The 22,088-nt window shown below is 37.4% G+C and carries 26 protein-coding genes; all 26 read left to right on the forward strand.

From position 1 onward, the window contains the following. Positions 1-82: 82 nt before the first annotated feature. The 26 genes from VZD24_RS09585 to VZD24_RS09710 all read left to right on the forward strand — a co-directional run bounded on the left by VZD24_RS09585 (position 83) and on the right by VZD24_RS09710 (position 22,028). Positions 83-664 carry a helix-turn-helix domain-containing protein gene (locus VZD24_RS09585; protein ID WP_070237422.1) on the forward strand — a complete coding sequence of 194 codons (582 nt, stop codon included), beginning with the start codon at positions 83-85 and terminating at the stop codon, positions 662-664. A gap of 69 nt (positions 665-733) precedes the next feature. Continuing rightward, positions 734-1,333: a WG repeat-containing protein gene (locus VZD24_RS09590; RefSeq protein ID WP_008991348.1), complete on the forward strand. Its 600-nt coding sequence runs from the start codon at positions 734-736 to the stop codon at positions 1,331-1,333. Positions 1,334-1,498: 165 nt separating this feature from the next. Next, positions 1,499-1,978: a hypothetical protein gene (locus VZD24_RS09595; protein WP_342687605.1), complete on the forward strand. Its 480-nt coding sequence runs from the start codon at positions 1,499-1,501 to the stop codon at positions 1,976-1,978. Between the two features lie 24 nt (positions 1,979-2,002). Continuing rightward, positions 2,003-2,272 (forward strand): hypothetical protein, encoded by a 270-nt coding sequence (locus VZD24_RS09600; protein ID WP_008616429.1) that lies wholly within the window; start codon positions 2,003-2,005, stop codon positions 2,270-2,272. Positions 2,273-2,279: 7 nt separating this feature from the next. Further along, positions 2,280-2,498: a heavy-metal-associated domain-containing protein gene (locus tag VZD24_RS09605; protein ID WP_008616428.1), complete on the forward strand. Its 219-nt coding sequence runs from the start codon at positions 2,280-2,282 to the stop codon at positions 2,496-2,498. A 22-nt stretch (positions 2,499-2,520) separates the two neighbouring features. Next, a complete protein-coding gene (locus VZD24_RS09610) occupies positions 2,521-2,739 on the forward strand; it encodes an SHOCT domain-containing protein (protein ID WP_008616427.1) in 219 nt (72 codons plus the stop codon). A 17-nt stretch (positions 2,740-2,756) separates the two neighbouring features. Beyond that, the gene (locus VZD24_RS09615; RefSeq protein ID WP_008616426.1) at positions 2,757-3,035 is read left to right on the forward strand and encodes a DUF5676 family membrane protein; all 279 of its coding nucleotides are present in this window, start codon (positions 2,757-2,759) and stop codon (positions 3,033-3,035) included. A gap of 114 nt (positions 3,036-3,149) precedes the next feature. Beyond that, a complete protein-coding gene (locus tag VZD24_RS09620) occupies positions 3,150-3,764 on the forward strand; it encodes a lycopene cyclase domain-containing protein (protein ID WP_279448362.1) in 615 nt (204 codons plus the stop codon). A 12-nt stretch (positions 3,765-3,776) separates the two neighbouring features. After that, a complete protein-coding gene (locus VZD24_RS09625; protein WP_279448363.1) occupies positions 3,777-4,238 on the forward strand; it encodes a universal stress protein in 462 nt (153 codons plus the stop codon). Between the two features lie 20 nt (positions 4,239-4,258). Continuing rightward, a complete protein-coding gene (locus tag VZD24_RS09630; protein WP_279448364.1) occupies positions 4,259-5,614 on the forward strand; it encodes an NAD(P)/FAD-dependent oxidoreductase in 1,356 nt (451 codons plus the stop codon). Between the two features lie 20 nt (positions 5,615-5,634). Then, positions 5,635-6,648, forward strand: a complete 1,014-nt coding sequence (locus tag VZD24_RS09635) for a type II glyceraldehyde-3-phosphate dehydrogenase (protein WP_279448365.1) — start codon at positions 5,635-5,637, stop codon at positions 6,646-6,648. An 11-nt stretch (positions 6,649-6,659) separates the two neighbouring features. Then, complete coding sequence (locus VZD24_RS09640; RefSeq protein WP_279448366.1) at positions 6,660-7,721, forward strand: class I fructose-bisphosphate aldolase; 1,062 nt, start codon at positions 6,660-6,662, stop codon at positions 7,719-7,721. Between the two features lie 8 nt (positions 7,722-7,729). Next, complete coding sequence (locus VZD24_RS09645) at positions 7,730-9,070, forward strand: dicarboxylate/amino acid:cation symporter (protein ID WP_279448367.1); 1,341 nt, start codon at positions 7,730-7,732, stop codon at positions 9,068-9,070. Positions 9,071-9,072: 2 nt separating this feature from the next. Beyond that, entirely contained in the window at positions 9,073-10,044 is a 972-nt protein-coding gene (locus VZD24_RS09650) for an ATP-dependent 6-phosphofructokinase (RefSeq protein WP_279448368.1), read from the forward strand. 3 nt (positions 10,045-10,047) lie between these two features. Then, positions 10,048-11,043, forward strand: coding sequence for a 2-hydroxyacid dehydrogenase (locus VZD24_RS09655; RefSeq protein WP_008616405.1), 996 nt, complete (start codon positions 10,048-10,050; stop codon positions 11,041-11,043). An 18-nt stretch (positions 11,044-11,061) separates the two neighbouring features. After that, positions 11,062-11,892, forward strand: coding sequence for a universal stress protein (locus VZD24_RS09660; RefSeq protein ID WP_034892072.1), 831 nt, complete (start codon positions 11,062-11,064; stop codon positions 11,890-11,892). A 2-nt stretch (positions 11,893-11,894) separates the two neighbouring features. After that, positions 11,895-12,737 carry a restriction endonuclease gene (locus VZD24_RS09665; RefSeq protein ID WP_342687602.1) on the forward strand — a complete coding sequence of 281 codons (843 nt, stop codon included), beginning with the start codon at positions 11,895-11,897 and terminating at the stop codon, positions 12,735-12,737. A 36-nt stretch (positions 12,738-12,773) separates the two neighbouring features. Continuing rightward, a complete protein-coding gene (locus tag VZD24_RS09670) occupies positions 12,774-13,028 on the forward strand; it encodes a hypothetical protein (RefSeq protein ID WP_342687601.1) in 255 nt (84 codons plus the stop codon). A 15-nt stretch (positions 13,029-13,043) separates the two neighbouring features. Next, complete coding sequence (locus VZD24_RS09675; RefSeq protein ID WP_342687600.1) at positions 13,044-14,420, forward strand: MBL fold metallo-hydrolase RNA specificity domain-containing protein; 1,377 nt, start codon at positions 13,044-13,046, stop codon at positions 14,418-14,420. 21 nt (positions 14,421-14,441) lie between these two features. Next, the gene (locus VZD24_RS09680) at positions 14,442-15,944 is read left to right on the forward strand and encodes a thymidine phosphorylase family protein (protein ID WP_342687599.1); all 1,503 of its coding nucleotides are present in this window, start codon (positions 14,442-14,444) and stop codon (positions 15,942-15,944) included. A 6-nt stretch (positions 15,945-15,950) separates the two neighbouring features. Continuing rightward, the gene (locus tag VZD24_RS09685) at positions 15,951-16,844 is read left to right on the forward strand and encodes a ribose-phosphate pyrophosphokinase (RefSeq protein ID WP_342687597.1); all 894 of its coding nucleotides are present in this window, start codon (positions 15,951-15,953) and stop codon (positions 16,842-16,844) included. Beyond that, positions 16,841-17,485, forward strand: a complete 645-nt coding sequence (locus VZD24_RS09690) for a hypothetical protein (RefSeq protein WP_342687596.1) — start codon at positions 16,841-16,843, stop codon at positions 17,483-17,485. Before VZD24_RS09685 ends, VZD24_RS09690 begins: the two co-directional genes overlap by 4 nt. 6 nt (positions 17,486-17,491) lie before the next feature. Continuing rightward, a complete protein-coding gene (locus VZD24_RS09695; RefSeq protein ID WP_342687595.1) occupies positions 17,492-17,785 on the forward strand; it encodes a phosphoribosylpyrophosphate synthetase in 294 nt (97 codons plus the stop codon). An 18-nt stretch (positions 17,786-17,803) separates the two neighbouring features. Beyond that, a complete protein-coding gene (locus VZD24_RS09700) occupies positions 17,804-19,906 on the forward strand; it encodes a copper-translocating P-type ATPase (RefSeq protein ID WP_008991330.1) in 2,103 nt (700 codons plus the stop codon). Further along, positions 19,907-21,112, forward strand: coding sequence for an MFS transporter (locus tag VZD24_RS09705; protein ID WP_342687594.1), 1,206 nt, complete (start codon positions 19,907-19,909; stop codon positions 21,110-21,112). A gap of 487 nt (positions 21,113-21,599) precedes the next feature. After that, a complete protein-coding gene (locus tag VZD24_RS09710) occupies positions 21,600-22,028 on the forward strand; it encodes a hypothetical protein (RefSeq protein WP_342687593.1) in 429 nt (142 codons plus the stop codon). Positions 22,029-22,088 lie beyond the last annotated feature (60 nt).

Raw genomic sequence — 22,088 nt, forward strand, 5'->3', positions numbered from 1 at the left:
AACAACGCTACACAATATTAATCCTGTTAGGCTAAACCTATCAGACCATTGAGCTAAACTCAATGACAATACATTATATACTATGAACAAACCAAAAGAATTTTGGATTAAGAATATGGTCTGTAACCGCTGCTTAAAAGTAATTAAACAAGAATTACAAGAACTTGAAGTTACAGTGCTTTCCTTGGAATTAGGAAGGTTGCTGGTAGAAGCACAAAAAAAAACGAACAATGAAATTATCGATACCGTTACAAGTGTACTTCACGCCAATAATTTTGAAATTGTTCAGAATGAAGAAGAAATGCTCACAGAAAGAATCAAGATTATTCTAATAGAACAATTGCAAGAGCTACCGTTACATATTAAGGTAAAAACATCTGAACTATTGGCTTCAAGACTTCATAAAGATTACAAGACATTGAGCAGATTGTTTTCAGCAAATCAACAGACAACCATTGAAAAGTACTTTATCAAATTAAAAATAGAAAAAGTCAAAGAGCTCATTCAGCTTAAACAACATTCCTTTTCAGATATAGGATATTTATTGGACTACAGTAGTGTCAACCACCTGTCTAGACAGTTTAAGGAAGTGGTGGGAATGAGTATGACCGATTACAAAAACACAGGAAATTGGAAACGGAATTTCTATGATGAAATTATATAGATATCAACGAAAGTTATGCAGACAAAAGCTTAAGGCAATGGTTAATTTCATCAAATTAAATTAAACAAAATGAAAAAACTACTTATCACATTAGTATTAATTCCCTTTATAGGAATTGCACAAACCTTTGAAAATTTAGACTACATCTCGCCTTTTAGCAATGGCGTCGCTGCCATTAAAAAAGGGAACGAATGGGGTTTTATTGACCCAGAAGGAAATTTAATCGTTGATTTTCGAAATGATTTGGTGGCAACCAAAACAGACAATGCAAGCTACCCTATATTCAGTAACGGAAAATGCCTGATTGCAAACCAAAAAGATGGCGTGCTCTATTATGGCTATATCGATAAAACTGGAAAAACTGTCATCACTCCACAATTCCTCAATGCCAACAACTTTCAATATGGCAAAGCCTTGGTGTTAAAAGTTGAAAAAGAAACCATTGGCTATAATGACATTTTCAAAAAAGACGTGGTAAACTACCATTATTTTGAGCTTGTTATAGATGAGAATGGTAATACCATTGACCATTTAACGCAATTGGCCATTCACGTCTCGCCAAAAGATAAGAATGATAAAAATCCACCTGCCATCACATCAAAATTGATTTCGGAAAATTTGGTGGCAGTTAAAGGTAATAATAAGAAGTGGCGTATAAAAAAAATCTAATAATATTGAAAATACACATAACATATAAGAAATTCAAAAAGATTATAACCTTTTTAAAATCTGCGAATTAATAGTTGATAATCCATTCCCTCAACTATAAACATTTAGATTGTTGGGAATGGGTTTATAAAAATTAAAATAAATGTTTAACTCAAAAAATAAATTATGAAAACACTACTAATTGTTTTATCGGCAGTTGGGCTTTTAAGCTTAAACAGTTGCAAACAAGAAACAAACACTCAGGCACTAATGGAAAACCCTGAAACTCGCACAGAAGTTTTTAATGCCATTTCCAAAAATCACGACTATATGACCGAATTTATGGAAAGTATGCACGACAACCATCACGCAATGCAAATGATGCAGGGCAACAAAAAAATGATGAGCTCAATGATGCAAGGAGAAGGAATGCAAATGATGATGAAAGACAGTACAATGATGCACTCAATGATGGACGGAATGATGAATGACGGCAAAATGATGGGCACTATGATGAAAATGATGCACGAAAAAGGGATGATGAGCGAAGACTGTATGGAATCCTGCTCAAAGATGATGGGCGAAAAAGGAATGGATATGCAGGGTATGGACAAGATGGACGATATGGATAGTCCAACCAAAGGTGAGCATACCGAGCATCATTAATTTTAACTTTTAAAATAAACAACAATGAAAAATAATCACTGGATATGGATGGTCATCGGTTGTGGATTACCATTACTGTTTATCTTTTTTGCACCATCATTAGGTATAGGAAGCAGTTCGTCTCTATTCATCTTCATCCTCTTTATGTTTGCTTGTCACTTATTTATGCCTCACGGTTCACATCGCCACGGTGGGCACAATCATTCACAGAATAGACAAAGAGAAAACGAACACGGTAAAGATGTTTCAAAAACAGAACCAAAAGATGAACACAAAGGGCATCATCACCATTAAATACTAAATGATGAAACAAAAATTTCAAATAAGCGGAATCAGCTGCGGTGGATGTGTATCAAGAGTAAAAAAGACTTTAGAAGAACATCCCAATATAGAAAAAGCAGAGATCTTTTTGGCACCAAAAGGTGCTGCACTTATCACGATGAATGAAGCACTTTCTGTTGCCGAATTACAAAAGCAACTTGATGGGCTCAATGGTTATACAATTACAGAATTAAATTAACAACAACTTAAAACCAAAAATTATGCATTTTTACGAAGGACATTTTGGAGGTATGCACCTAATATGGTGGATTATATGGATTATTTTATTGGCTTGGATATTCTTTATCCCAGCAGATATCCCTTATCAAAAAACAAAGAAGGACAGCCCACTGGATATTCTTAAAAACCGCTTTGCAAAAGGCGAAATATCCAAGGAAGAATTTGAGGAATCAAAAAAGATATTAAAATCAGACAACTAACTCAAAACTTTAAAATTATGTATCGATTAAACGTAAAAAAACTCGGATTTGCTTTCGGTCTTACGGGGGCACTAATTTACTTAGGCTGTATGATAGTTATGTCAACAGCAGGTCGAGAAGCCACTATCGATTTTTTCAACAGCCTATTGCACGGTTTAGATACCACAAGCATTATCAGGATGGATGTGCCACTATGGGAAGCTGGTTTGGGAATAGTACAGATATTCATTTTAGGATGGCTAATAGGTGCCTGTATTGCGGCTTTTTATAATGCGCAAATAAAAGTCAAAAAATAAGAGAGTAATATAAAATTTATGCAATATGTCTGGTTCATATGGTCTCTTATAATTCTTGCGCTTTGGGCAATAATCTATTTGTCAAAAAAGGGGTATAGAAAAGAAATGCTCAAAATGAGCCTTATCACTATGCCCTTTGGCCTAACAGAACCCTTGTTTGTTCCAGAATATTGGTTTCCACCTTCCCTCTTCCATTTAGCGGAAAGAACAGGCTTTGATATTGAAAGCCTTATCTTCTCTTTTGCCATTGGCGGAATAGGGACGGTATTGTATAATCTGATATTCAAAAAAGGCTATATAGATATGCCTCATACCGAACGGAGCCACCAAAGACATAAGCTACATATTTATATACTTTTTGTTCCAGCCATTGTATTTGTCATATTTAGTCTTTTCACCACGCTTAACCACATCTATTGTGGCATCATTGCAATGTTTTTAGGTGGTTTGGCAACATTGTACTGTCGCCCAGATTTAAAAGGAAAGATATGGGTTGGAGGAATCTTGTTTACCATACTGTACTTCATTTATTTCGGAAGCATCCTTCCGTTCTATCCCCAATATGTGGAGTTGTACTGGAATCTGGACAACCTGACCCATATTCTTGTTTTGGGAATCCCAATTGAAGAGTTACTGTTCGCTTTCACCTTTGGTATGTATTGGTCTGGATTATATGAACACTTGTATTGGAGAAAACTTATAAAATCGAAAGAAATGTCAACCAACTAAAACATTCAAATTATGAAAATATTATTGGCAGTAGACGGTTCAGGCTTTAGCAAAGCTGCCGTAGAAGAGCTCCATAAAATGACATTAACATCACATACTGAAATCTGCATCATAAATGTTTATGAATATCCAGCGACGCTTGGCCCTGAACTAATGGCTACAGGTGGAAACTTGAACAATTACTTTGAAGAATTCATAAGCGGTGCCAAAAAATTGGGCGACAAAATTGTTTCGGAAGCCAGCGATGTCCTAAAGAGTAAAAACGAAGCTCTTACTATAACTACTACCGTTGTGAGTGGATTACCCAAAAGTGCCATCCTGGAAAAAGCAGAGGATTGGAAGGCAGATTTAATCGTAGTTGGCTCTCAAGGTCAAGGTGCGCTTTCGCGCCTCCTTTTAGGTTCTGTTTCCCAATACTTAGCCACGCACGCCAAGTGCTCGGTATTGATTGCAAGAGATAAGAATGAAGGGTAAATTAAATTATAAACTAACAAATGAAGGATAGCCACGCACATAACAACACAATGGATTCTACTTGTATGGTAGCAGATGAAATCTGTCTTCCGGATTCCAAATTCCCACGTATTGTTATCATTGGTGGAGGGTTTGCAGGTTTGGCATTGGTAGAAAAATTGAAACACAAAGAAGTACAAGTTGTATTGTTCGATAAAAACAACTTTCATCAATTTCAACCTTTGCTGTACCAAGTGGCTACAAGTGCGTTGGAACCTGATAGCATAGTATTTCCATTTAGGAAACAATTCAATGGTTACAAAAATGTAGTATTTCGTTTGGTCGAAGTAGAAGAAATTCAGCCCTCATTAAACACATTAATAACCTCTAAAGGAAAAGTTCACTATGACTATCTGGTAATTGCTACAGGTACAACCACCAATTTTTTTGGGATGGATAAAGTAGCAGAAAACAGCTTGGGAATGAAGGATATCCGAGATTCCCTGAACATTCGCCATATGATGTTGCAAAATTTAGAACAGGCTGCCATTACCTGTGATGATGATGAACGGGATGCCCCAACAAATTTTGTAATTGTAGGTGGTGGTCCTGCCGGTGTAGAGATGGCAGGAGCATTGGCTGAATTCTGTAAATACATTCTACCCAAAGATTATCCAGAGTATCCTGCTTCCATTATGAACATTTATTTAATAGAAGCCATTGATGAGTTGTTAAGCACAATGTCTGATAAGGCATCATCGAAAACCCTCAAATATTTAGAGGATTTAAATGTAAAGGTATTATTAAATGAAGCTGTAAGCAATTATGATGGAAAGGAAGTCACTACCATAAGTGGTAAGACCATTTTGGCTAAAAACCTTATCTGGACGGCTGGCGTAAAAGGACAATTCCCAAATGGTATTGATGAAAAACACATAGTCAGGGGCAACCGGATTAAAACCGATGCTAATTTAAAAGTAGAAGGCTACGAAAACATTTTTGCCATAGGCGATATAGCGGCTATAATTACTAAAGATACACCAAAAGGGCATCCACAGGTGGCGCAGGCAGCAATTCAACAAGGAAAATATCTGGGTAATTCTATATTAAACCTCATAAATAATAAACCCACACAACCTTTCGAATATAAAGACAAAGGCTCCTTGGCCACTGTAGGAAAACGCAAGGCAGTTGCCGATTTGGGCAAATTTAAATTTGCAGGCTATTTCGCCTGGTTGCTGTGGTCCGTTGTTCACTTGATGTCCATAAGTGGATTTAGAAATAGATTGATGGTTGGTTTTAATTGGGCGGTTAGCTATTTCACTTATGAAAAGAGCAACCGCTTGATTATTAGAAATTTTAAGCCAAAATCATTAATCGATAATACAGAAGAATAACTAATTAAAACAAAATTTATATGAAAGAAATAGGAGTTATAGGATACGGAGTCATAGGAAAAAGAGTGGCAGATGCCATCAAATTACAAGATGATATGAAGCTTTCGGGCGTTTGCGATATAATCAGCGATTGGCGCATTCAAAATGCCGTAAGAAAGGAGTATGATATTTATGCAGCTACCGAAGAAGCAGCCAATGATATGGACTCAAAAGGAATTTCAGTAAAAGGAAGCTTACAGGAACTTTTAAAGAAATCAGATCTTGTTGTGGACTGTACACCCAAAAAAATTGCCGCTCAGAATGTCGTTATCTACAAGGAGCAAAACATCAAATTTATTCTACACGGTGGCGAAAAACACGAAACCACAGGGCATTCCTTTAGTGCAGAAAATAATTACAAATCGGCTCTAAACTTGAATGCGACAAGAGTAGTTTCTTGTAATACTACGTCTATTTTAAGAACCTTGACCGCTTTAAAAAGAGCCGATTTATTGGATTATGCCAGAGGTACACTTTTAAGAAGAGCTACAGACCCTTGGGAAAGTCATTTAGGTGGTATTATGAATACAATGGTTCCCGAAAAAGATATCCCAAGCCATCAAGGTCCAGATGCTAAAAGTGTTGACCCAGAACTGGATGTCATCACCGCAGCGGTAAAAGTACCCGAAACATTGAGCCATATGCACTACTGGAATGTGAAATTGAAAAAGCAGGCGACAAAGGAAGAAGTGCTAAATGCTTTCAAAACTTCAAGTCGTATTAAATTAATTCAATATGACCAAGGCTTGGTTTCTAACAACACCATTAAAGAAATGTTTCTGGATATGGGAAGACCTTGGGGCGATATGTATGAAGTAGCCCTATGGGAAGATATGCTGAAAGTAGATGGCGACGAACTTTTCTATGCTTATATAGTCGATAATCAAGCTATTGTAATCCCGGAAACAATTGATGCTATTAGGGCATTAACTGGAATTGAAACAGATGGCACAAAATCCATAGCCAAAACAAATGAAAGTTTAGGAATCCATTAAATACTATCAAGATGAAAACAGACAAGAATATAGTAGAACTTTTAGGAGAAAAAGCAGACTTCTATTTAGAACACGTTTGTGAAAAAATAACAAAAGATGAGTTACAAACACCAAGCACAAATAGTATAGACAAGGTGTTTGGCAATAGCAACAGAAATTCACAGGTACTTCGTAGCCTTTCCCAATTATACAATCACGGAAATCTGGCAGGAACTGGTTATTTAAGTATCCTTCCTGTTGACCAAGGTATTGAGCATAGCGCGGCCTTTTCATTCTATAAAAACCCAGATTATTTTGACCCAGAGAACATCATAAAACTTGCTATGGAAGCTGGTTGCAATGGTGTGGCATCCACGTTTGGTGTATTGGGATTGAACGCCCGAAAATATGCCCATAAAATCCCTTTTATCGTCAAGATTAACCATAACGAGCTACTTACCTATCCAAATAAATATGACCAAACATTATTTGGTAAGGTAAAAAATGCCTGGGATATGGGAGCAATTGCCGTAGGAGCTACGATTTATTTTGGTTCAGCAGAAAGCAACAGACAGCTAAAAGAAATAGCTGAAGCTTTTGAAGAAGCACACAATCTGGGAATGGCCACCATCTTATGGTGCTATACACGGAACGAGGCATTTAAAACCAACAGGGAAGATTATCACGCAGCTGCCGATGTAACTGGGCAGGCAAACCATTTGGGTGTTACTATTCAAGCAGACATCATCAAACAAAAATTACCTACCAATAATTTTGGTTTCAAAGAGATAGGATTTGGAAAATATGATGATGAAATGTATAAAACCCTTACCACAGACCACCCTATTGACCTTTGCAGGTTGCAAGTAGCCAATTGCTATATGGGTAAAATAGGGCTGATTAATTCAGGTGGTGGTTCCAAAGGCAAATCAGATTTGTCCGAAGCTGTAACAACTGCCGTTATCAATAAAAGGGCTGGTGGTTCTGGGCTGATAATGGGAAGAAAAGCATTTCAAAAACCCTTTAGCGAAGGCGTGAGAGTATTACAATCCGTTCAGGAAGTGTATCTGGATAATAAAATTAATATAGCATAATCAACAGAATGTTTGACACAGAGATAAAATCATTAAAATCACTTAACCACTACCTCCTTAAACTGGTAGAAAGCCGTCTATGGCTTAAAGTAATCATTGCCTTGTTTTTAGGTGTTGGATTTGGTCTGCTATTGAGCCCACAAAATGGATGGATTTCTAAAGAAACAGCAGATATCGCGGGGAATTGGCTGGCATTGCCTGGTGTCCTGTTTCTGAAACTGGTTCAAATGATTATGATTCCGTTGATTGTGGCTTCCATCATTACTGGAATAGCAAGTAATGATAAGGACAGTCTAAAAAAATTAGGTGGTGGGGTTTTGTTATATTTTCTAGGTACTACGATAGTTTCGGTAAGTTTGGGTGTCATACTATCTCAACTTTTTAGACCTGGTCGCTTTTTACATCAACAGGCTCTAGCTGAACATAATGAAATTACAGATGTTCCAACGGAAAATCCAGAGCTTTCCTTCGGAATTGAAACGATTCCTGATGCCATCTCAAACTTACTTCCCGAAAACCCGTTGGCATCTATGGTAAGTGGTGAAATGTTAAGCATTGTAATTTTCACAATCATTATTGGTGTAGCTGTGCTATCACTTGAAAATGCCTTACTGCGCCCAGTGAAGCTGCTTCTAAGTGCCATTCAGGAAGTCTGTATGACAGTAGTAAAATGGTCAATGCTTCTAGTGCCTATTGCTGTTTTCGGACTTATGGCGCAGCTTACCTCTAGTGTTGGTTTAAGTTCTCTTTCCGGTCTCACCTATTATGTTGGCGTCGTCCTGCTCGGTCTATTACTTTTGGTAATTTTCTATTTAGGGCTAATTGTGCTTCTTGGTAAAGCAAACCCTATGCATTTCCTAAAAAAAATAAGGGACGTTCAATTATTGGCCTTTTCAACCACAAGCTCTGCGGCCGTGATGCCACTTTCCCTTCAAACAGCCGAAGAAGAATTGAAGGTGGACAAGACCATTAGCAATTTTATTATTCCCATAGGTGCAACCGTCAATATGGATGGCACTGCACTCTATCAAACCATAACTACGCTATTCATAGCCCAAGCCTATGGCTTGGAAATGAGTTTGCTCAATATTATTGTGGTCATCGTAACCATCGTTGCTGCTTCAATCGGCACACCTGCCATTCCCGGAGGTGGTGTGGTGATACTCGCTTCTGTTTTGGGAAGTGTCGGTATTCCAGCCGAAGGCATCATCATTATCATTGGTGTAGAAAGATTGTTGGGAATGTTCAGGACTGCTGTAAACGTAACGGGTGACCTTACAGCTTGTATGGTTTTTAATAGGTTGTATGGTATAAAAAATACTGAAATTCTTAAAAAAGAAGCTTTATAACTATGGATAGTACTATAAAACATATAGGTGTATTTACCTCTGGAGGTGATAGTCCAGGGATGAATGCAGCCTTGTACGCCATTACAAAAACGGCTGAAGTAAATGGTATAAACGTAAGCGGCTTTCGAAAAGGATATGAAGGATTGATAGACGGTGACTTGGTTCAATTAAAATCACACGAATTACAAAAACTGACCCAAAAGGGTGGCACTATCCTTAAGACAGCCCGAAGCAAACGTTTTCTCGAACTGGAAGGTCGAAAAAAAGCCCTGCAAACCCTAAATGCAAACAAAATAGACGCTTTAATTGCCATAGGTGGTGATGGTACTTTTAAAGGTCTATTGGCTTTTTCAGAGATATGCGATATCCCATTCGTAGGGATTCCCGGGACTATTGACAACGATATTTCGGGTACGGATTACACCCTTGGTTTCGATTCCGCTGTTAACACAGCCATTGAAAACATTGATAAAATAAGGGATACTGCCGAATCTCACAATCGGGTATTTATCGTGGAAGTAATGGGTAGAGATTCTGGCTATATCGGCATTCATTCAGGATTGATGGTTGGCGCTGATGCCATACTCATCCCAGAGAGCGATACCGACTTTATTAACCTTTTAGATAAAGTGAAAAATTACGATAGCGAGGATGCTTTTCTAATCGTAGTTTCTGAAGGTGACGAAATTGGTGCCGAATTTGTTTCATCAAAAATAAAGGAAGTCAATCCCAATGTCGATTTACGCATAACAAAGCTTGGCCACATACAGCGAGGTGGAAATCCTTCTGCTTTAGATAGAATGTTGGGTATTAGGCTTGGGGTGGAAGCCGTAAAATCACTTTTACAAAGTAAAAAGAATGTAATGGTCGGGGTTTTAAACAATCAATTGCACTTAACCCCTTTTAATGAAGTGGTCAAACAACATCAGGTCAATAAAGAATTGCACGAACTCTTAGAACTATTTGGAACATAAATTATGAAAACAACAATATACAGCACACATAAATTCGATAAGCCTTCCATTGAAAACGCTAATAAAGGAAAACATCAATTGAATTTTCTGGAATTTAGGCTAACAAAGGAAACCGCCTTATTGGCAGAAGGTTCAAAGGCCATAGCACTTTTCTCAAGTGACGATGCCTCTTCGGAAGTTTTGGATATTTTACACAAACTAGGCATAAAATTTATCGCATTACGTTCGGCAGGTTTCAATCACGTCGATTTAGAAAAAGCAGCTGAATTGAATATAAAAGTGGCCCGTGTCCCAGCCTATTCACCTTATGCCATTGCAGAACATACAATGGCTTTGATACTTGCATTAAACCGAAGACTGATTAAAGCCCACAATAGAGTGCGCGAACAAAACTTTTCATTAAACGGTCTCACTGGTTTTGACCTAAATGGGAAAACCGTTGGCGTGATTGGAACAGGAAAAATAGGGTCTGTACTCGTAAAAATACTTCACGGATTCGGCTGCAATATTCTTGCCCAGGATATAGAAGAAAGCAAAGACCTAATTGATAAATATGGCGTAATCTATTCAGATTGTGCGACGCTCTGTAAGCACGCAGATATAATAAGCCTGCACGTGCCATTAAAAGCTTCAACAAAACATTTAATAAATAAAGAGCATATAGCACTAATGAAATCTGGAGTAATGCTCATCAATACAAGTCGTGGTGGGTTGGTGGACACCAAGGCAGTTATCGAAGGATTGAAAACTAAAAAAATAGGGTATTTAGGACTGGATGTTTATGAGGAAGAAGAAGGATTGTTCTTTGAAGACCATTCCGATGACATTTTGCAAGACGATGTGATTGCACGCTTAATGACTTTCAACAATGTACTAATTACAAGCCATCAAGCTTTTTTAACCAAAACCGCATTGACCAATATTGCAGAAACAACCATATATAATCTGGATTGTTTTGAAAAACAAAAACCTTCTGGAAATGAAATTAGCATTAATTAATAGTTAAAAACAAATATTATGAAAAACATACTCGTACCAACAGACTTTTCAAAAAATTGCAATAAAGCAGAAGAACTCGGAATTGAAATGGCAAAGCTTTACAATTCCGAAATCCATTTTTTCCATTTGATGAAAACCCCCGTAGAATGGGTAAAGTTGGATAAACAAAAAGAAAAACAGTACCCAGAAACAGTAAAGCAAATAGGCATCGCAAAAGCCTACCTGAGAGAACTGGAGAAAAAAGCAGAACGACAAGGCCTTGAGTGCAGGACTTTTCTTGAATTTGATGGTGGTCAGGCAAATATCCTTAAACATTCGGGGCATTTTCATCACGATTTTATAGTTACGGGAAGTAGTGGCACCCGAGGCGGTATACGTGAGTTAATGGGAAGCAACGTAGAAAAAATTGTTAGGAAAGCTGATGTACCAGTTGTTGTAGTCAAGGATGAAGAAGTATCCTTTCCTTTTAAGGATATCGTTTTTGTTTCAGATTTTCTTCAAGATGTAAGCGATGCATTTAAGCAGGTTATTTCGATTGCTGAAAAATGCGGCGCACATATCCATTTATTGAGGGTCAATACTCAGACCGATTTTAACAGTATAGAACAAGGGTTGGATCCCATCAAGGAGTTCCTGAAAAAATTCCCCGATTTGGATAACTTCTCAATGAATGTATATAACGAACCAGACGTAGAAACAGGGATAAACAATTATTTACGATATAAAAATGCCGATTTAATCGCAATGTGTACTCACGGACGTACAGGATTTTTAAGCTTATTCTCTAAAAGCATCGCAGAGGGTGTAACCAATCACTCCGAATTACCAGTAATGACTATTAAAATGTAACAATGAATAAATCAGTCTTAATAAAAAAATACTCTGGTGAGTACGAAGCCTTTGATGTAAACAAACTCATCAACTCCCTGCGGCGTTCACGGGCAGATGAGGATATTATTCAAGATATAGCCCGGAAAGTACAAGAGCAGATTGAAGAAGGAATGACAACCAAAAAAATCTATCAATTGGCATTCAAGATGCTAAAGGCCAAATCCAGGGTAAGTGCCTCAAAGTACAAGCTCAAAAAAGCTTTAATGGAACTAGGTCCAACCGGTTTTCCATTTGAAAAATTAGTAGGTAAACTATTGGCACACGAAGGTTTTGATACAGAAGTTGATGTTATTGTCCAAGGTAATTGTGTTCAACACGAAATAGATGTGATAGCGCAAAAAGACAATAATCATTATATGATTGAATGCAAATACCATAGCGATCAAGGACGAGTTTGCAACGTGAAGATTCCATTATACATCAATTCAAGATTTTTAGATGTAGAAAAAAAATGGGAACGCCAAAAAGGTCACGATACTAAACTTCACAAAGGAGGCCTCTATACAAATACACGATTTACAAGTGATGCGGTACAATATGGTAAATGCGTTGGGCTATTATTGACAAGTTGGGATTACCCAATGGATAACGGGTTAAAAGACAGAATAGATAAGTCGGGGCTACATCCGTTAACAGCAATAACAACGCTTACTAAGGCCGAAAAAACGAAATTATTGGATAAAGGTCTTGTGCTCTGCAAAGAGCTTCACGAAAACCCAAAAGTTTTAGAACAAGTAGGAGTGCCAAAGTCAAGGCACAAAAAGATTCTCGAAGATTCAAGAGAACTATGTAGAATTCAATAAAGCACTACATACATTTTTAATTTAAAAATAGATCAAATGAAAACAGATGAACTGAAAGAAAAGGACAGTATAGATTTAGAGCCATTTTACCAAGCATTGGAAGATGACTCTAAACTACTTGAAGAAGCCCTTGAGATATTATTTGAAATGGTTCACTTTGAACCTAAATCAGTAAAGAAATTGGCTCTTTTTATTAAAGAGGATTCTCGTAATCTATATAAAGAAATAGTGGAATTGAGCAAATCAAAACAAGATAAAGGAAATACACCTTCTTGCTGTGGTGGACTCTAAATAAATACTATAAAGATGGATAACAATAAAATAAATATTCACTTTTTAGGTGCAGCAGGTACGGTAACCGGCTCAAAATATTTAGTGGACACAGGAGATAAAAAGATACTCATAGACTGCGGACTTTTTCAAGGGTTAAAAGAATTGCGCCTTAAAAACTGGGAGTATCCACCCGCGGAAGTTTCAGAAATTGATACGGTTCTTCTTACCCACGGCCATTTAGACCACACAGGATATTTACCAAGATTGGTCAAGAAAGGGTTCAATGGACCAATATACGGCACCAATCCTACTTTGGACATTGCAAAAATCATTTTGAATGATAGTGCAAAAATTCAGGAACAAGAAGCAGAACGTGCCAATAAAGAAGGCTATTCCAAACATAATCCTGCTGAACCATTGTACGACCTAAAGGATGTAGAAAAAACTATCCCTCATTTTAAAGGAATTCCGCAATCACAATGGATTCCATTGTTTGATGGCATAAGGGCTCGATTTCAATATAATGGTCACATTCTGGGAGCAACTTACATTGAGTTGGATGTACACAGGAAACGTTTTGTGTTTTCTGGCGATATAGGCAGAACAAACGATTTATTACTGTTTCCGCCATTAAAGCCAAAAAAGGCAGATGTATTATTTATTGAATCCACCTACGGAGGAAGATTTCATCCTGATGAAGTAGAAGCACTTCCACAGATAGAAAAATTGGTCAATGACACCATCAACAGAGGTGGCAGCCTATTTGTTCCAAGTTTTTCAGTAGAACGTGCCCAATTGATGATGCTGATTTTTTGGAAATTATTGAAAGAGAAGAAAATCCCAAAAATACAAATGATAATGGACAGCCCAATGGGAGCAAGTGTATTAGAATTGTTTCATCGCACAAGAGATTGGCACAGGTTGGAAGATAACGAATGTGACGAAATGTGCTCGCACTTTACGGTCGTAAGCAGTTATCGGGAAACAATGGAATTACGAACAGATAATAAACCGAAAATCGTGATTGCAGGAAGCGGAATGCTCACAGGCGGAAGAATGCTAAACTATCTTGAAACCCAAGCACAAAACCCCAACAACACCTTGCTTTTTGTGGGTTATCAAGCTGAAGGTACGCGAGGCAGAAAATTATTGGAAGGCGATAAGGAACTTAAAGTGTATGGAAAATGGGTGCCCTTTGATATGGAAGTTGTAGAAATTGAAGGGCTCTCAGCACACGCTGACCATAGAGAACTTATAGATTGGATGGGCAAAATAAAAAATACGCCAGAGCGGATTTTCATTGTACACGGTGAAAAAGAAAGTGCAGAAGCATTGCAAAAAGGCATCAAGGAAACTTATGGGTGGGATGCAGAAATTCCGCAATTATACACCATCGAAGAAATAGAATAAATCACAACAATCAAAAAAAATATGGACACACACTCAAACATATTAAAATACAAACATCTCGGAATCTATACCCAAAACGAAAATGTCGTGTATATGCGGGAAGACTGTCACGTTTGTATTTCAGAAGGTTTTGAAGCTTTGACCCGCATTAGGATATCCAACGCAAATGCCTCAATCGTTGCAAGCCTCAACGTTATAAATTCAGATATGTTGTTACCCAATGAAATCGGACTTTCAGATGCTGCTGCGAAAAAACTCAATGTTTCCCCAAACGATACATTATATGTTTCCCATTTAGAGCCTATCGAATCGTTGAGCCACGTTAGGGCGAAAATCTATAATCAAAAACTGAATTATACAGCATTTAATGAAATCATAACCGATATCGTTGAAGGCGATTATTCCAACATCCACCTTTCGGCATTTATTACGGCCTGTGCAGGTGACCGGATGGATATTGATGAAATATCCGACCTCACCAAAGCGATGATTGCTTCGGGAAAGCAACTGAACTGGAACAAAGATATCGTGGTGGACAAACATTGTATTGGCGGATTGCCTGGCAATAGAACAACACCATTGGTAGTTGCCATTGTTGCTGCGTATGGGCTTACTATGCCAAAAACATCATCACGGGCAATCACTTCGCCAGCAGGCACAGCAGATACAATGGAAGTACTGACCAATGTTACGCTCTCTTCCGAGGAAATAAAGACCGTTGTAGAAAAGGAAGGCGGATGTTTTGTTTGGGGCGGTACAGCGCAGTTAAGTCCTGCCGATGATGTGCTCATTAAAATTGAAAAAGCCTTGGATATTGATAGCGAAGGTCAGCTCATTGCTTCAGTACTTTCTAAAAAAGCCGCGGCAGGTTCTACGCACGTGGTCATAGATATTCCCGTGGGAGAAACCGCCAAGGTTCGCAGTACCGAAATGGCAGAAAAACTAAAAAATCATATGGAAACCGTTGGAACTGCTGTTGGGTTGAATGTAAAAGTTGTAGTTACGGATGGCACGCAGCCTGTTGGAAGGGGTATCGGTCCAACTTTAGAAGCCATAGATATATTAAAAGTTTTGAAAAATGAGGAAGATGCACCTAAAGACTTAACAGAAAGAGCATTGCTTTTAGCTACTGAACTATTAGAACTTTCTGGAAAAGTAGAAAAAGGAAAGGGACTGGAAACCGCACGTGAAATTCTCAAATCTGGAAAAGCATATGAAAAATTCATAGCCATTTGTAAGGCGCAAGGTCAATTTTCAAAACCAGTTTTAGCACCTTATAAAATTGAAATTAAAGCTGAAAAGTCAGGCGTTTTGCAACGAATTGATAACCGAAAAATCGCAAAACTTGCCAAGCTTTCTGGAGCACCACAATCTAAATCGGCAGGGATTCTTTTGAATGTCCATTTTAATGAAAAAATCGAAATAGACCAATTGTTATATACCATATATGCTGAATCCAAAGGCGAACTTAACTATGCTTTGGAATATAAAAACAACCATAACGACATCATAACTATAATTTAAAAAACTATGAAAACAATATTATTCTGTCTTCCCGGAAATGAAGAACTCACAGAACTAATGGCTATAAAAATGGATGCTGAAGTGGGCAAAGCCATTTTGCGTAAATTCCCTGACGGGGAATCGTACACACGCATATTATCTGATGTTAAAGATAAATGTGTGGTACTGGTATGCACCTTGCACAAACCAGATTCAAAACTGTTGCCACTATATTTTTTAAGCCACACAGCCAAATCATTAGGAGCTATGTGTACCTGTTTGGTAGCACCCTATTTGGCCTATATGCGGCAGGACAAAGTTTTCAACGAAGGCGAAGGAGTGACTTCTGGTTTTTTCGGAAAATTGATTTCTGGTTTTGCCGATAGCATTACCACAGTTGACCCTCACTTGCACAGAATTAGTTCGTTGGGGGAAGTGTATCAAATTCCAAATAAAGTGATTCACGCTGCCGATGCCATTTCAGAATGGATAAAAGAAAACATCGAAAACCCAGTACTTATCGGTCCCGATTCTGAAAGTGAACAATGGGTTTCAGAAGTCGCCAAAAATGCAGGAGCACCATTTATAGTATTACAAAAGGTACGTCACGGTGACCGTGATGTAGAAGTCTCTGTTCCCGATGTGGATAAGTACAAGAATGCCACACCTATTTTAGTAGATGACATTATTTCCACAGCCCGAACAATGATTGAAACCGTACAACATCTTAAAAAGGCAGGAATGAAACCGCCTATTTGTGTAGGCATTCACGCCGTTTTTTCAGGAAATGCCTATCAAGATTTATTGGATTCCGGAGTAGAAAAAATAGTGACTTGTAATACCATCCCACACTCTTCAAATGGAATAGATTTAAGTGATATTATGGCAAAAGAGGTAAAAAAATTAATGCACCATATATGAGAAAGCAAAGTTTCATAGTACTATTTATTTTATTCAGCATCACAATGACTGGACAAACTGAAATGCTTATTGGGCAGATTTCAGGTAGAGTTGTTGTTCGAGAAAATTTTGATGAAGAAGGCTCTTTTCTAAACAAACAAACTTTTGAAGCTGGTGAAACAATAAAGAAAAATGGATACTATGAAATTGAGGTGGTTACGGAATTGTTCGATGAGGACAAAAAATCGACCGATAAATACACCATAACCTATCGCTGTAAGCCTGATGAGGCAAGTGTAATGGTAATGGCTTTTCCGTTTTCCAATCCAAAATCAAAGAAAACAGAAATCAACACCACTTCAAAGAAATTTAAAGAACTATACAATTTGGATAATCTGAAAAATATTGAATTGGAAATGAGTTTTGACTCGGGCTTGTTGAATTTTTTCGGTTCAAAAAGCATCATAAAAATTTACGATCGAAAATTAGAAGCTGGCAAAAACACTATTAAATCAAAAATAAATATTAAGGCCTATGCCTGGGGTATTCGCATCAAGCAATTCAATTATACTGTTATTGAAAAATTAAATGAAAAAGGATTATTGACTTTTCAGAAATTTTCAGAAGCAGATAACAGCTATTTTACAATAAACTATAAATAAAGACAGATGAAAAATTACGATACACTTTCTGAAGCCATAAACGATTTACAGGGAAAAGGCTATACATATGATTTTAACCTAAAACCAGAATGTTTGGAGTGTGCCTCACTAAAAATTGAAATACACCCAGAAGATTTTAATGTTGACGAGATGCATCGTTTTGAGGGTATGAGCAGTACCGACGATAATAGTGTGCTTTATGCTATTTCATCAAAAAATGGGATTAAAGGACTTTTGGTAGATGCCTATGGCGTCTATGCCGAAAACATTTCGGAAGCTATGAGAAAAAAATTACGATAACACTTAAACAAGACAATAATGGAAAATCACGAACACCACAATCACGATGAAATGGACCATTCTAAAATGGACCATTCGAAGATGAAACACAAAAAAGAAGACCATTCTAAAATGAACCACAAAGGTGGGGACCATTCGGGTCACAATCCGGGTCACGGTCAAATGGGCCACGACCATCATAAAATGATGATTGCCGATTTCAGGAAACGGTTTTGGGTAACCTTAATCTTGACCATTCCCATCCTCATCATCTCCCCGATGATCCAAGGGTTTATTGGGTATGAGTTCCTGCTTCCCGGAAACCAATATATATTATTTGGCCTTTCTTCTGTAGTGTATTTCTATGGCGGCTGGCCATTTATTACCGGATTTTGGTCCGAAGTTAAAAAAGGTGCACCAGGGATGATGACCCTTATTTCTATGGCCATTACCGTGGCTTACGTTTATAGTTCGGCAACCGTGTTCGGCTTAGAAGGAGTTGATTTTTTCTGGGAACTGGCTACCCTTATCGCTATTATGTTGGTAGGACATTGGATAGAGATGAAAAGCGTCTTGGGAGCATCAAAGGCCTTACAGCTTTTGGTAAGTATGATGCCCGCAGAAGCCCATAGGGTAAAGGGTGATACCATAGAAGATATTCCGTTGGAAGATTTGTTAAAAGATGATGTCATATTAGTAAAACCAGGTGAAAAGGTGCCTGCTGATGGTATTATAACAGAAGGCACCAGCTACCTGAATGAATCTATGCTTACTGGGGAGTCCAAACCAGTTAAGAAAGAAATAGATGATAAGGTTATTGGAGGTTCGGTAAACGGTAATGGCAGCATAAAGGTAAAGGTTGAGCATACAGGAAAGGACAGTTATCTCAACAAGGTGATCACAATGGTTGAAGAAGCACAAAAGTCCAAATCAAAAATGCAAAACCTCTCGGATAGAGCTGCAAAATGGCTTACCTATATCGCATTAGGTATTGGATTTGGCACATTGGCGGTTTGGCTAATTTTAGGCTTCCCTTTTGTGTATGCTTTGGAGCGTATGGTAACGGTAATGATTATTGCGTGTCCGCACGCTTTAGGTCTTGCCATTCCATTAGTGGTCGCTATTTCTACTGCGGTTTCTGCACAGAATGGATTATTGATTAGAAATAGAACAGCTTTTGAAGAATCCCGAAAAATAACGGCATTATTATTCGACAAGACTGGAACATTGACCAAAGGTGATTTTGGTGTAACAAGGGTTGAGTCGGTCAATCAGAAATATCCACCTAAAGAAATTTTGAGGCTTTCAAGTGCATTGGAACAGAGTTCTGAACACCCTATTGCGGTTGGAATAATTAAAAAAGTAAAAGAAGATGAAGTTATTATTCCGAACCCTGAAAACTTTAACGCAATTACCGGTAAAGGAGTCGAGGCGAACGTAGAAGGGAAAGAAATAAAAGTTGTAAGTCCCGGATATTTAAGGGATGAAAAAATAACTATTCCAGAGGATGCCTATAGCGATGCCGCAGAAACTGTTGTTTTTGTCTTGATTGATGGAAAACTGGCAGGATACATAGCATTGGCGGACGAAATTAGACCGGAATCTGCCGATGCCATCAAAATTTTCAAAAAGAATAATATAAAAGTTTTAATGGCTACCGGTGATAATGAAAGAACTGCCAAAGCTGTTAGCGATAAACTCGGCTTGGATGGATACTACGCCGAAGTTTTGCCACATCAAAAAGTGGAAATAGTAAAAGAATTGGAAAGTAAGGGAGAGTTTGTGGCAATGACAGGAGACGGAGTGAACGATGCACCGGCTCTGGCTCAAGCCAATGTAGGTATTGCAGTAGGTTCTGGCACAGACGTAGCCGCTGAAACCGCGGATATTATTTTGGTAAACAGCAACCCACAAGATATTGCTAACTTGATTTTGTTCGGTAAGGCTACATACAATAAAATGATCCAGAACCTTGTTTGGGCAACGGGATACAACGTTATAGCCATTCCGTTAGCTGCTGGAGTGCTTTATTCTACCGGTTTTGTTTTGGGCCCAGCCGTTGGAGCTGTACTTATGAGTTTAAGTACGATTATAGTGGCTATCAATGCGCAATTATTAAAGCGAAAAATCGGTAAAAAATAAATGGACAAAAAAGAAAAACTCAACAGGATATTTTTAATCCTGTTGAGTTTATTTGTAGTGATGTTGGGCTATGGTATTTTATTGCCAACCCTTCCCTACTATACCGAAAGATTAGCTTTAGGAGATAACCTAGATACTGATTCGATTAACTTTCATATTGGTTTTTTGACCAGTATTTATCCGCTCTTCCAGCTTCTTTTCGTTGTACTCTGGGGCAGGCTATCCGATAAATACGGCCGTAAACCCATTATCATTGTTGGGCTAATCGGCTTTGTAATTATGCAATTACTTACCGGTCTTGCTACATCATTGACGATGCTATATGTTGCTCGCATCTTTGGTGGTATTTTCACGTCATCAGTTATTCCAGTTAGCAACGCATATTTGAGCGACATTACTTCTGAAAAACGAAGAACAAAAATAATGGGTTGGTCGGGTGTTGCCATTAGCTCTGGTGTTATTTTTGGCCCTGTCATTGGTGGCTTTCTGTCTCAAACTGACCTTCATTTAAAATATACGATAGGTCTGCTGCATTTAGACCGATTTTCAGTACCCTTTTTGTTTGCCGCTCTTCTAGGACTTATAGTCTTATTTGTAGTAGCAAAATGGTTAAAAAACACCACTCGCGTACATACGTTCACAACACAAAAAGCGAGCTTGCGATTCACATTTACCAAATATTTTGTCGTATTACTGGGTCTGTCGTTTGTCATCCAATTTGTAGTAACGCTGTTTGAAACTGTCTTTTCAATATATGGGAAAGATGAATTAGGATTTAACAGTAACCAAATAGGTATTGGTTTTATGCTATGTGGTTCAATAATGGCTGTTTTACAACCTTTGTTCGCTACTTACGGAGAGAAGTTTTTATCCACAAAGAAACAAATTGCATTAGGGTTGTTTATATCTGGATTATCCTTAATTGTCTTTCCCTTTTTTAAGAATGAATACTTGGTATATGTGTTAATCGTTGTTTTCGCTGCTGGAGGTGCTATGGTAACGCCAAACTTGTTATCAGCAGTATCATTGACATCTAAAGAAAATACAGGTAGAAATATATCCATACAAAGCTCAACAGGTAGCGTAGGTCAGATTTTAGGTCCTGTTGTAGGTACTTGGCTGATTGCAGATAGTTTTTACTATCCGTTTATTATAGCCGGATTAATAGTTATAATTTCAATTGGATTAGTCCGATTAGTCACTTAAAACTTTTAAAATTGAAATTCCAAATAAAAAAACTCCTTACAGCTTTACTTAAATATAATGAATTATAAATCAGGTGCGTAATTCGGTGCGTAATTAGAAATATATTATTTTAATTGTTTGATTTTCAATAACTTAATTATTTAAAGATAGTTCCTCTTTCTCCGCTTATCAAAACCGTATTCCTTTGATTAATAAAGGTTTACGGTTTTTTCGTTTATAGATTTGTACGATTAATGTACGGTAGATTATTTTTAACCTCAACTTTCAATAAATTTCAATTTAAAGAATAGGGTATAAATTCCGTATCTTTGAAACTGTTTACACGTTGCCTGTGTAACCATTTGAACAAATAAAAGAGGGTTGCCGTACTGGTTGCCCTTTTTTTTGTTTTAATATTTTGAAAAAAGCCACATTTTAATGAAAATCTTTTTATTTACCTTAGTAATTCAAATACAACAGATTTCTATAGTTGTTAATCCTTAAGATTATGAAATATATTTCTTTATTGATGTTAGTTTTATTCTTATTCGCTTGTAATACCCGAGACGAAGGATTGAAAAGTGTGGGCTTTTGGTTGAGCGAAGATGTTAAAAATAAAGGAAATTACATACAAATAATAAAAGCTGGTGAGGGGATGTTTTTAGTTAAATATTATATTGATCAAAGATCTGGCTCTACTTATGGTTCAGATTTTTATACATTTAACAAAGGGTGTTTTTCCGAGGGATTTGATTTTTTTTGTGAAACTGAAGATAATAACCTAATAACTGAACACGGGGAAGTTTTTGTGAAATATGACAAAGAGTATTTTTTTTATGATAATAAAGGATATCCGTTAGAAAGCCTTGTGAAGAAATATGGTGATCTTACGAAAGATAAAATTGATGAATTGGGAATAAAAATTTATGGCAAATGAATTATTGATTTTAAATATTAGTGGCGAAAATACTCCATTGGCTTTTATGACTTCTAAATA

The sequence above is a fragment of the Aequorivita flava genome (assembly GCF_038742595.1).
Classification (GTDB): domain Bacteria; phylum Bacteroidota; class Bacteroidia; order Flavobacteriales; family Flavobacteriaceae; genus Aequorivita; species Aequorivita marisscotiae.

Excerpts from the sequence above, each read along its gene's own strand:
- VZD24_RS09585 (WP_070237422.1), top strand. The coding sequence starts at position 83 with ATGAACAAACCAAAAGAATTTTGGATTAAGAATATGGTCTGTAACCGC.
- VZD24_RS09590 (WP_008991348.1), top strand. The coding sequence starts at position 734 with ATGAAAAAACTACTTATCACATTAGTATTAATTCCCTTTATAGGAATT.
- VZD24_RS09595 (WP_342687605.1), top strand. The coding sequence starts at position 1,499 with ATGAAAACACTACTAATTGTTTTATCGGCAGTTGGGCTTTTAAGCTTA.
- VZD24_RS09600 (WP_008616429.1), top strand. The coding sequence starts at position 2,003 with ATGAAAAATAATCACTGGATATGGATGGTCATCGGTTGTGGATTACCA.
- VZD24_RS09605 (WP_008616428.1), top strand. The coding sequence starts at position 2,280 with ATGATGAAACAAAAATTTCAAATAAGCGGAATCAGCTGCGGTGGATGT.
- VZD24_RS09610 (WP_008616427.1), top strand. The coding sequence starts at position 2,521 with ATGCATTTTTACGAAGGACATTTTGGAGGTATGCACCTAATATGGTGG.
- VZD24_RS09615 (WP_008616426.1), top strand. The coding sequence starts at position 2,757 with ATGTATCGATTAAACGTAAAAAAACTCGGATTTGCTTTCGGTCTTACG.
- VZD24_RS09620 (WP_279448362.1), top strand. The coding sequence starts at position 3,150 with ATGAGCCTTATCACTATGCCCTTTGGCCTAACAGAACCCTTGTTTGTT.
- VZD24_RS09625 (WP_279448363.1), top strand. The coding sequence starts at position 3,777 with ATGAAAATATTATTGGCAGTAGACGGTTCAGGCTTTAGCAAAGCTGCC.
- VZD24_RS09630 (WP_279448364.1), top strand. The coding sequence starts at position 4,259 with ATGAAGGATAGCCACGCACATAACAACACAATGGATTCTACTTGTATG.
- VZD24_RS09635 (WP_279448365.1), top strand. The coding sequence starts at position 5,635 with ATGAAAGAAATAGGAGTTATAGGATACGGAGTCATAGGAAAAAGAGTG.
- VZD24_RS09640 (WP_279448366.1), top strand. The coding sequence starts at position 6,660 with ATGAAAACAGACAAGAATATAGTAGAACTTTTAGGAGAAAAAGCAGAC.
- VZD24_RS09645 (WP_279448367.1), top strand. The coding sequence starts at position 7,730 with ATGTTTGACACAGAGATAAAATCATTAAAATCACTTAACCACTACCTC.
- VZD24_RS09650 (WP_279448368.1), top strand. The coding sequence starts at position 9,073 with ATGGATAGTACTATAAAACATATAGGTGTATTTACCTCTGGAGGTGAT.
- VZD24_RS09655 (WP_008616405.1), top strand. The coding sequence starts at position 10,048 with ATGAAAACAACAATATACAGCACACATAAATTCGATAAGCCTTCCATT.
- VZD24_RS09660 (WP_034892072.1), top strand. The coding sequence starts at position 11,062 with ATGAAAAACATACTCGTACCAACAGACTTTTCAAAAAATTGCAATAAA.
- VZD24_RS09665 (WP_342687602.1), top strand. The coding sequence starts at position 11,895 with ATGAATAAATCAGTCTTAATAAAAAAATACTCTGGTGAGTACGAAGCC.
- VZD24_RS09670 (WP_342687601.1), top strand. The coding sequence starts at position 12,774 with ATGAAAACAGATGAACTGAAAGAAAAGGACAGTATAGATTTAGAGCCA.
- VZD24_RS09675 (WP_342687600.1), top strand. The coding sequence starts at position 13,044 with ATGGATAACAATAAAATAAATATTCACTTTTTAGGTGCAGCAGGTACG.
- VZD24_RS09680 (WP_342687599.1), top strand. The coding sequence starts at position 14,442 with ATGGACACACACTCAAACATATTAAAATACAAACATCTCGGAATCTAT.
- VZD24_RS09685 (WP_342687597.1), top strand. The coding sequence starts at position 15,951 with ATGAAAACAATATTATTCTGTCTTCCCGGAAATGAAGAACTCACAGAA.
- VZD24_RS09690 (WP_342687596.1), top strand. The coding sequence starts at position 16,841 with ATGAGAAAGCAAAGTTTCATAGTACTATTTATTTTATTCAGCATCACA.
- VZD24_RS09695 (WP_342687595.1), top strand. The coding sequence starts at position 17,492 with ATGAAAAATTACGATACACTTTCTGAAGCCATAAACGATTTACAGGGA.
- VZD24_RS09700 (WP_008991330.1), top strand. The coding sequence starts at position 17,804 with ATGGAAAATCACGAACACCACAATCACGATGAAATGGACCATTCTAAA.
- VZD24_RS09705 (WP_342687594.1), top strand. The coding sequence starts at position 19,907 with ATGGACAAAAAAGAAAAACTCAACAGGATATTTTTAATCCTGTTGAGT.
- VZD24_RS09710 (WP_342687593.1), top strand. The coding sequence starts at position 21,600 with ATGAAATATATTTCTTTATTGATGTTAGTTTTATTCTTATTCGCTTGT.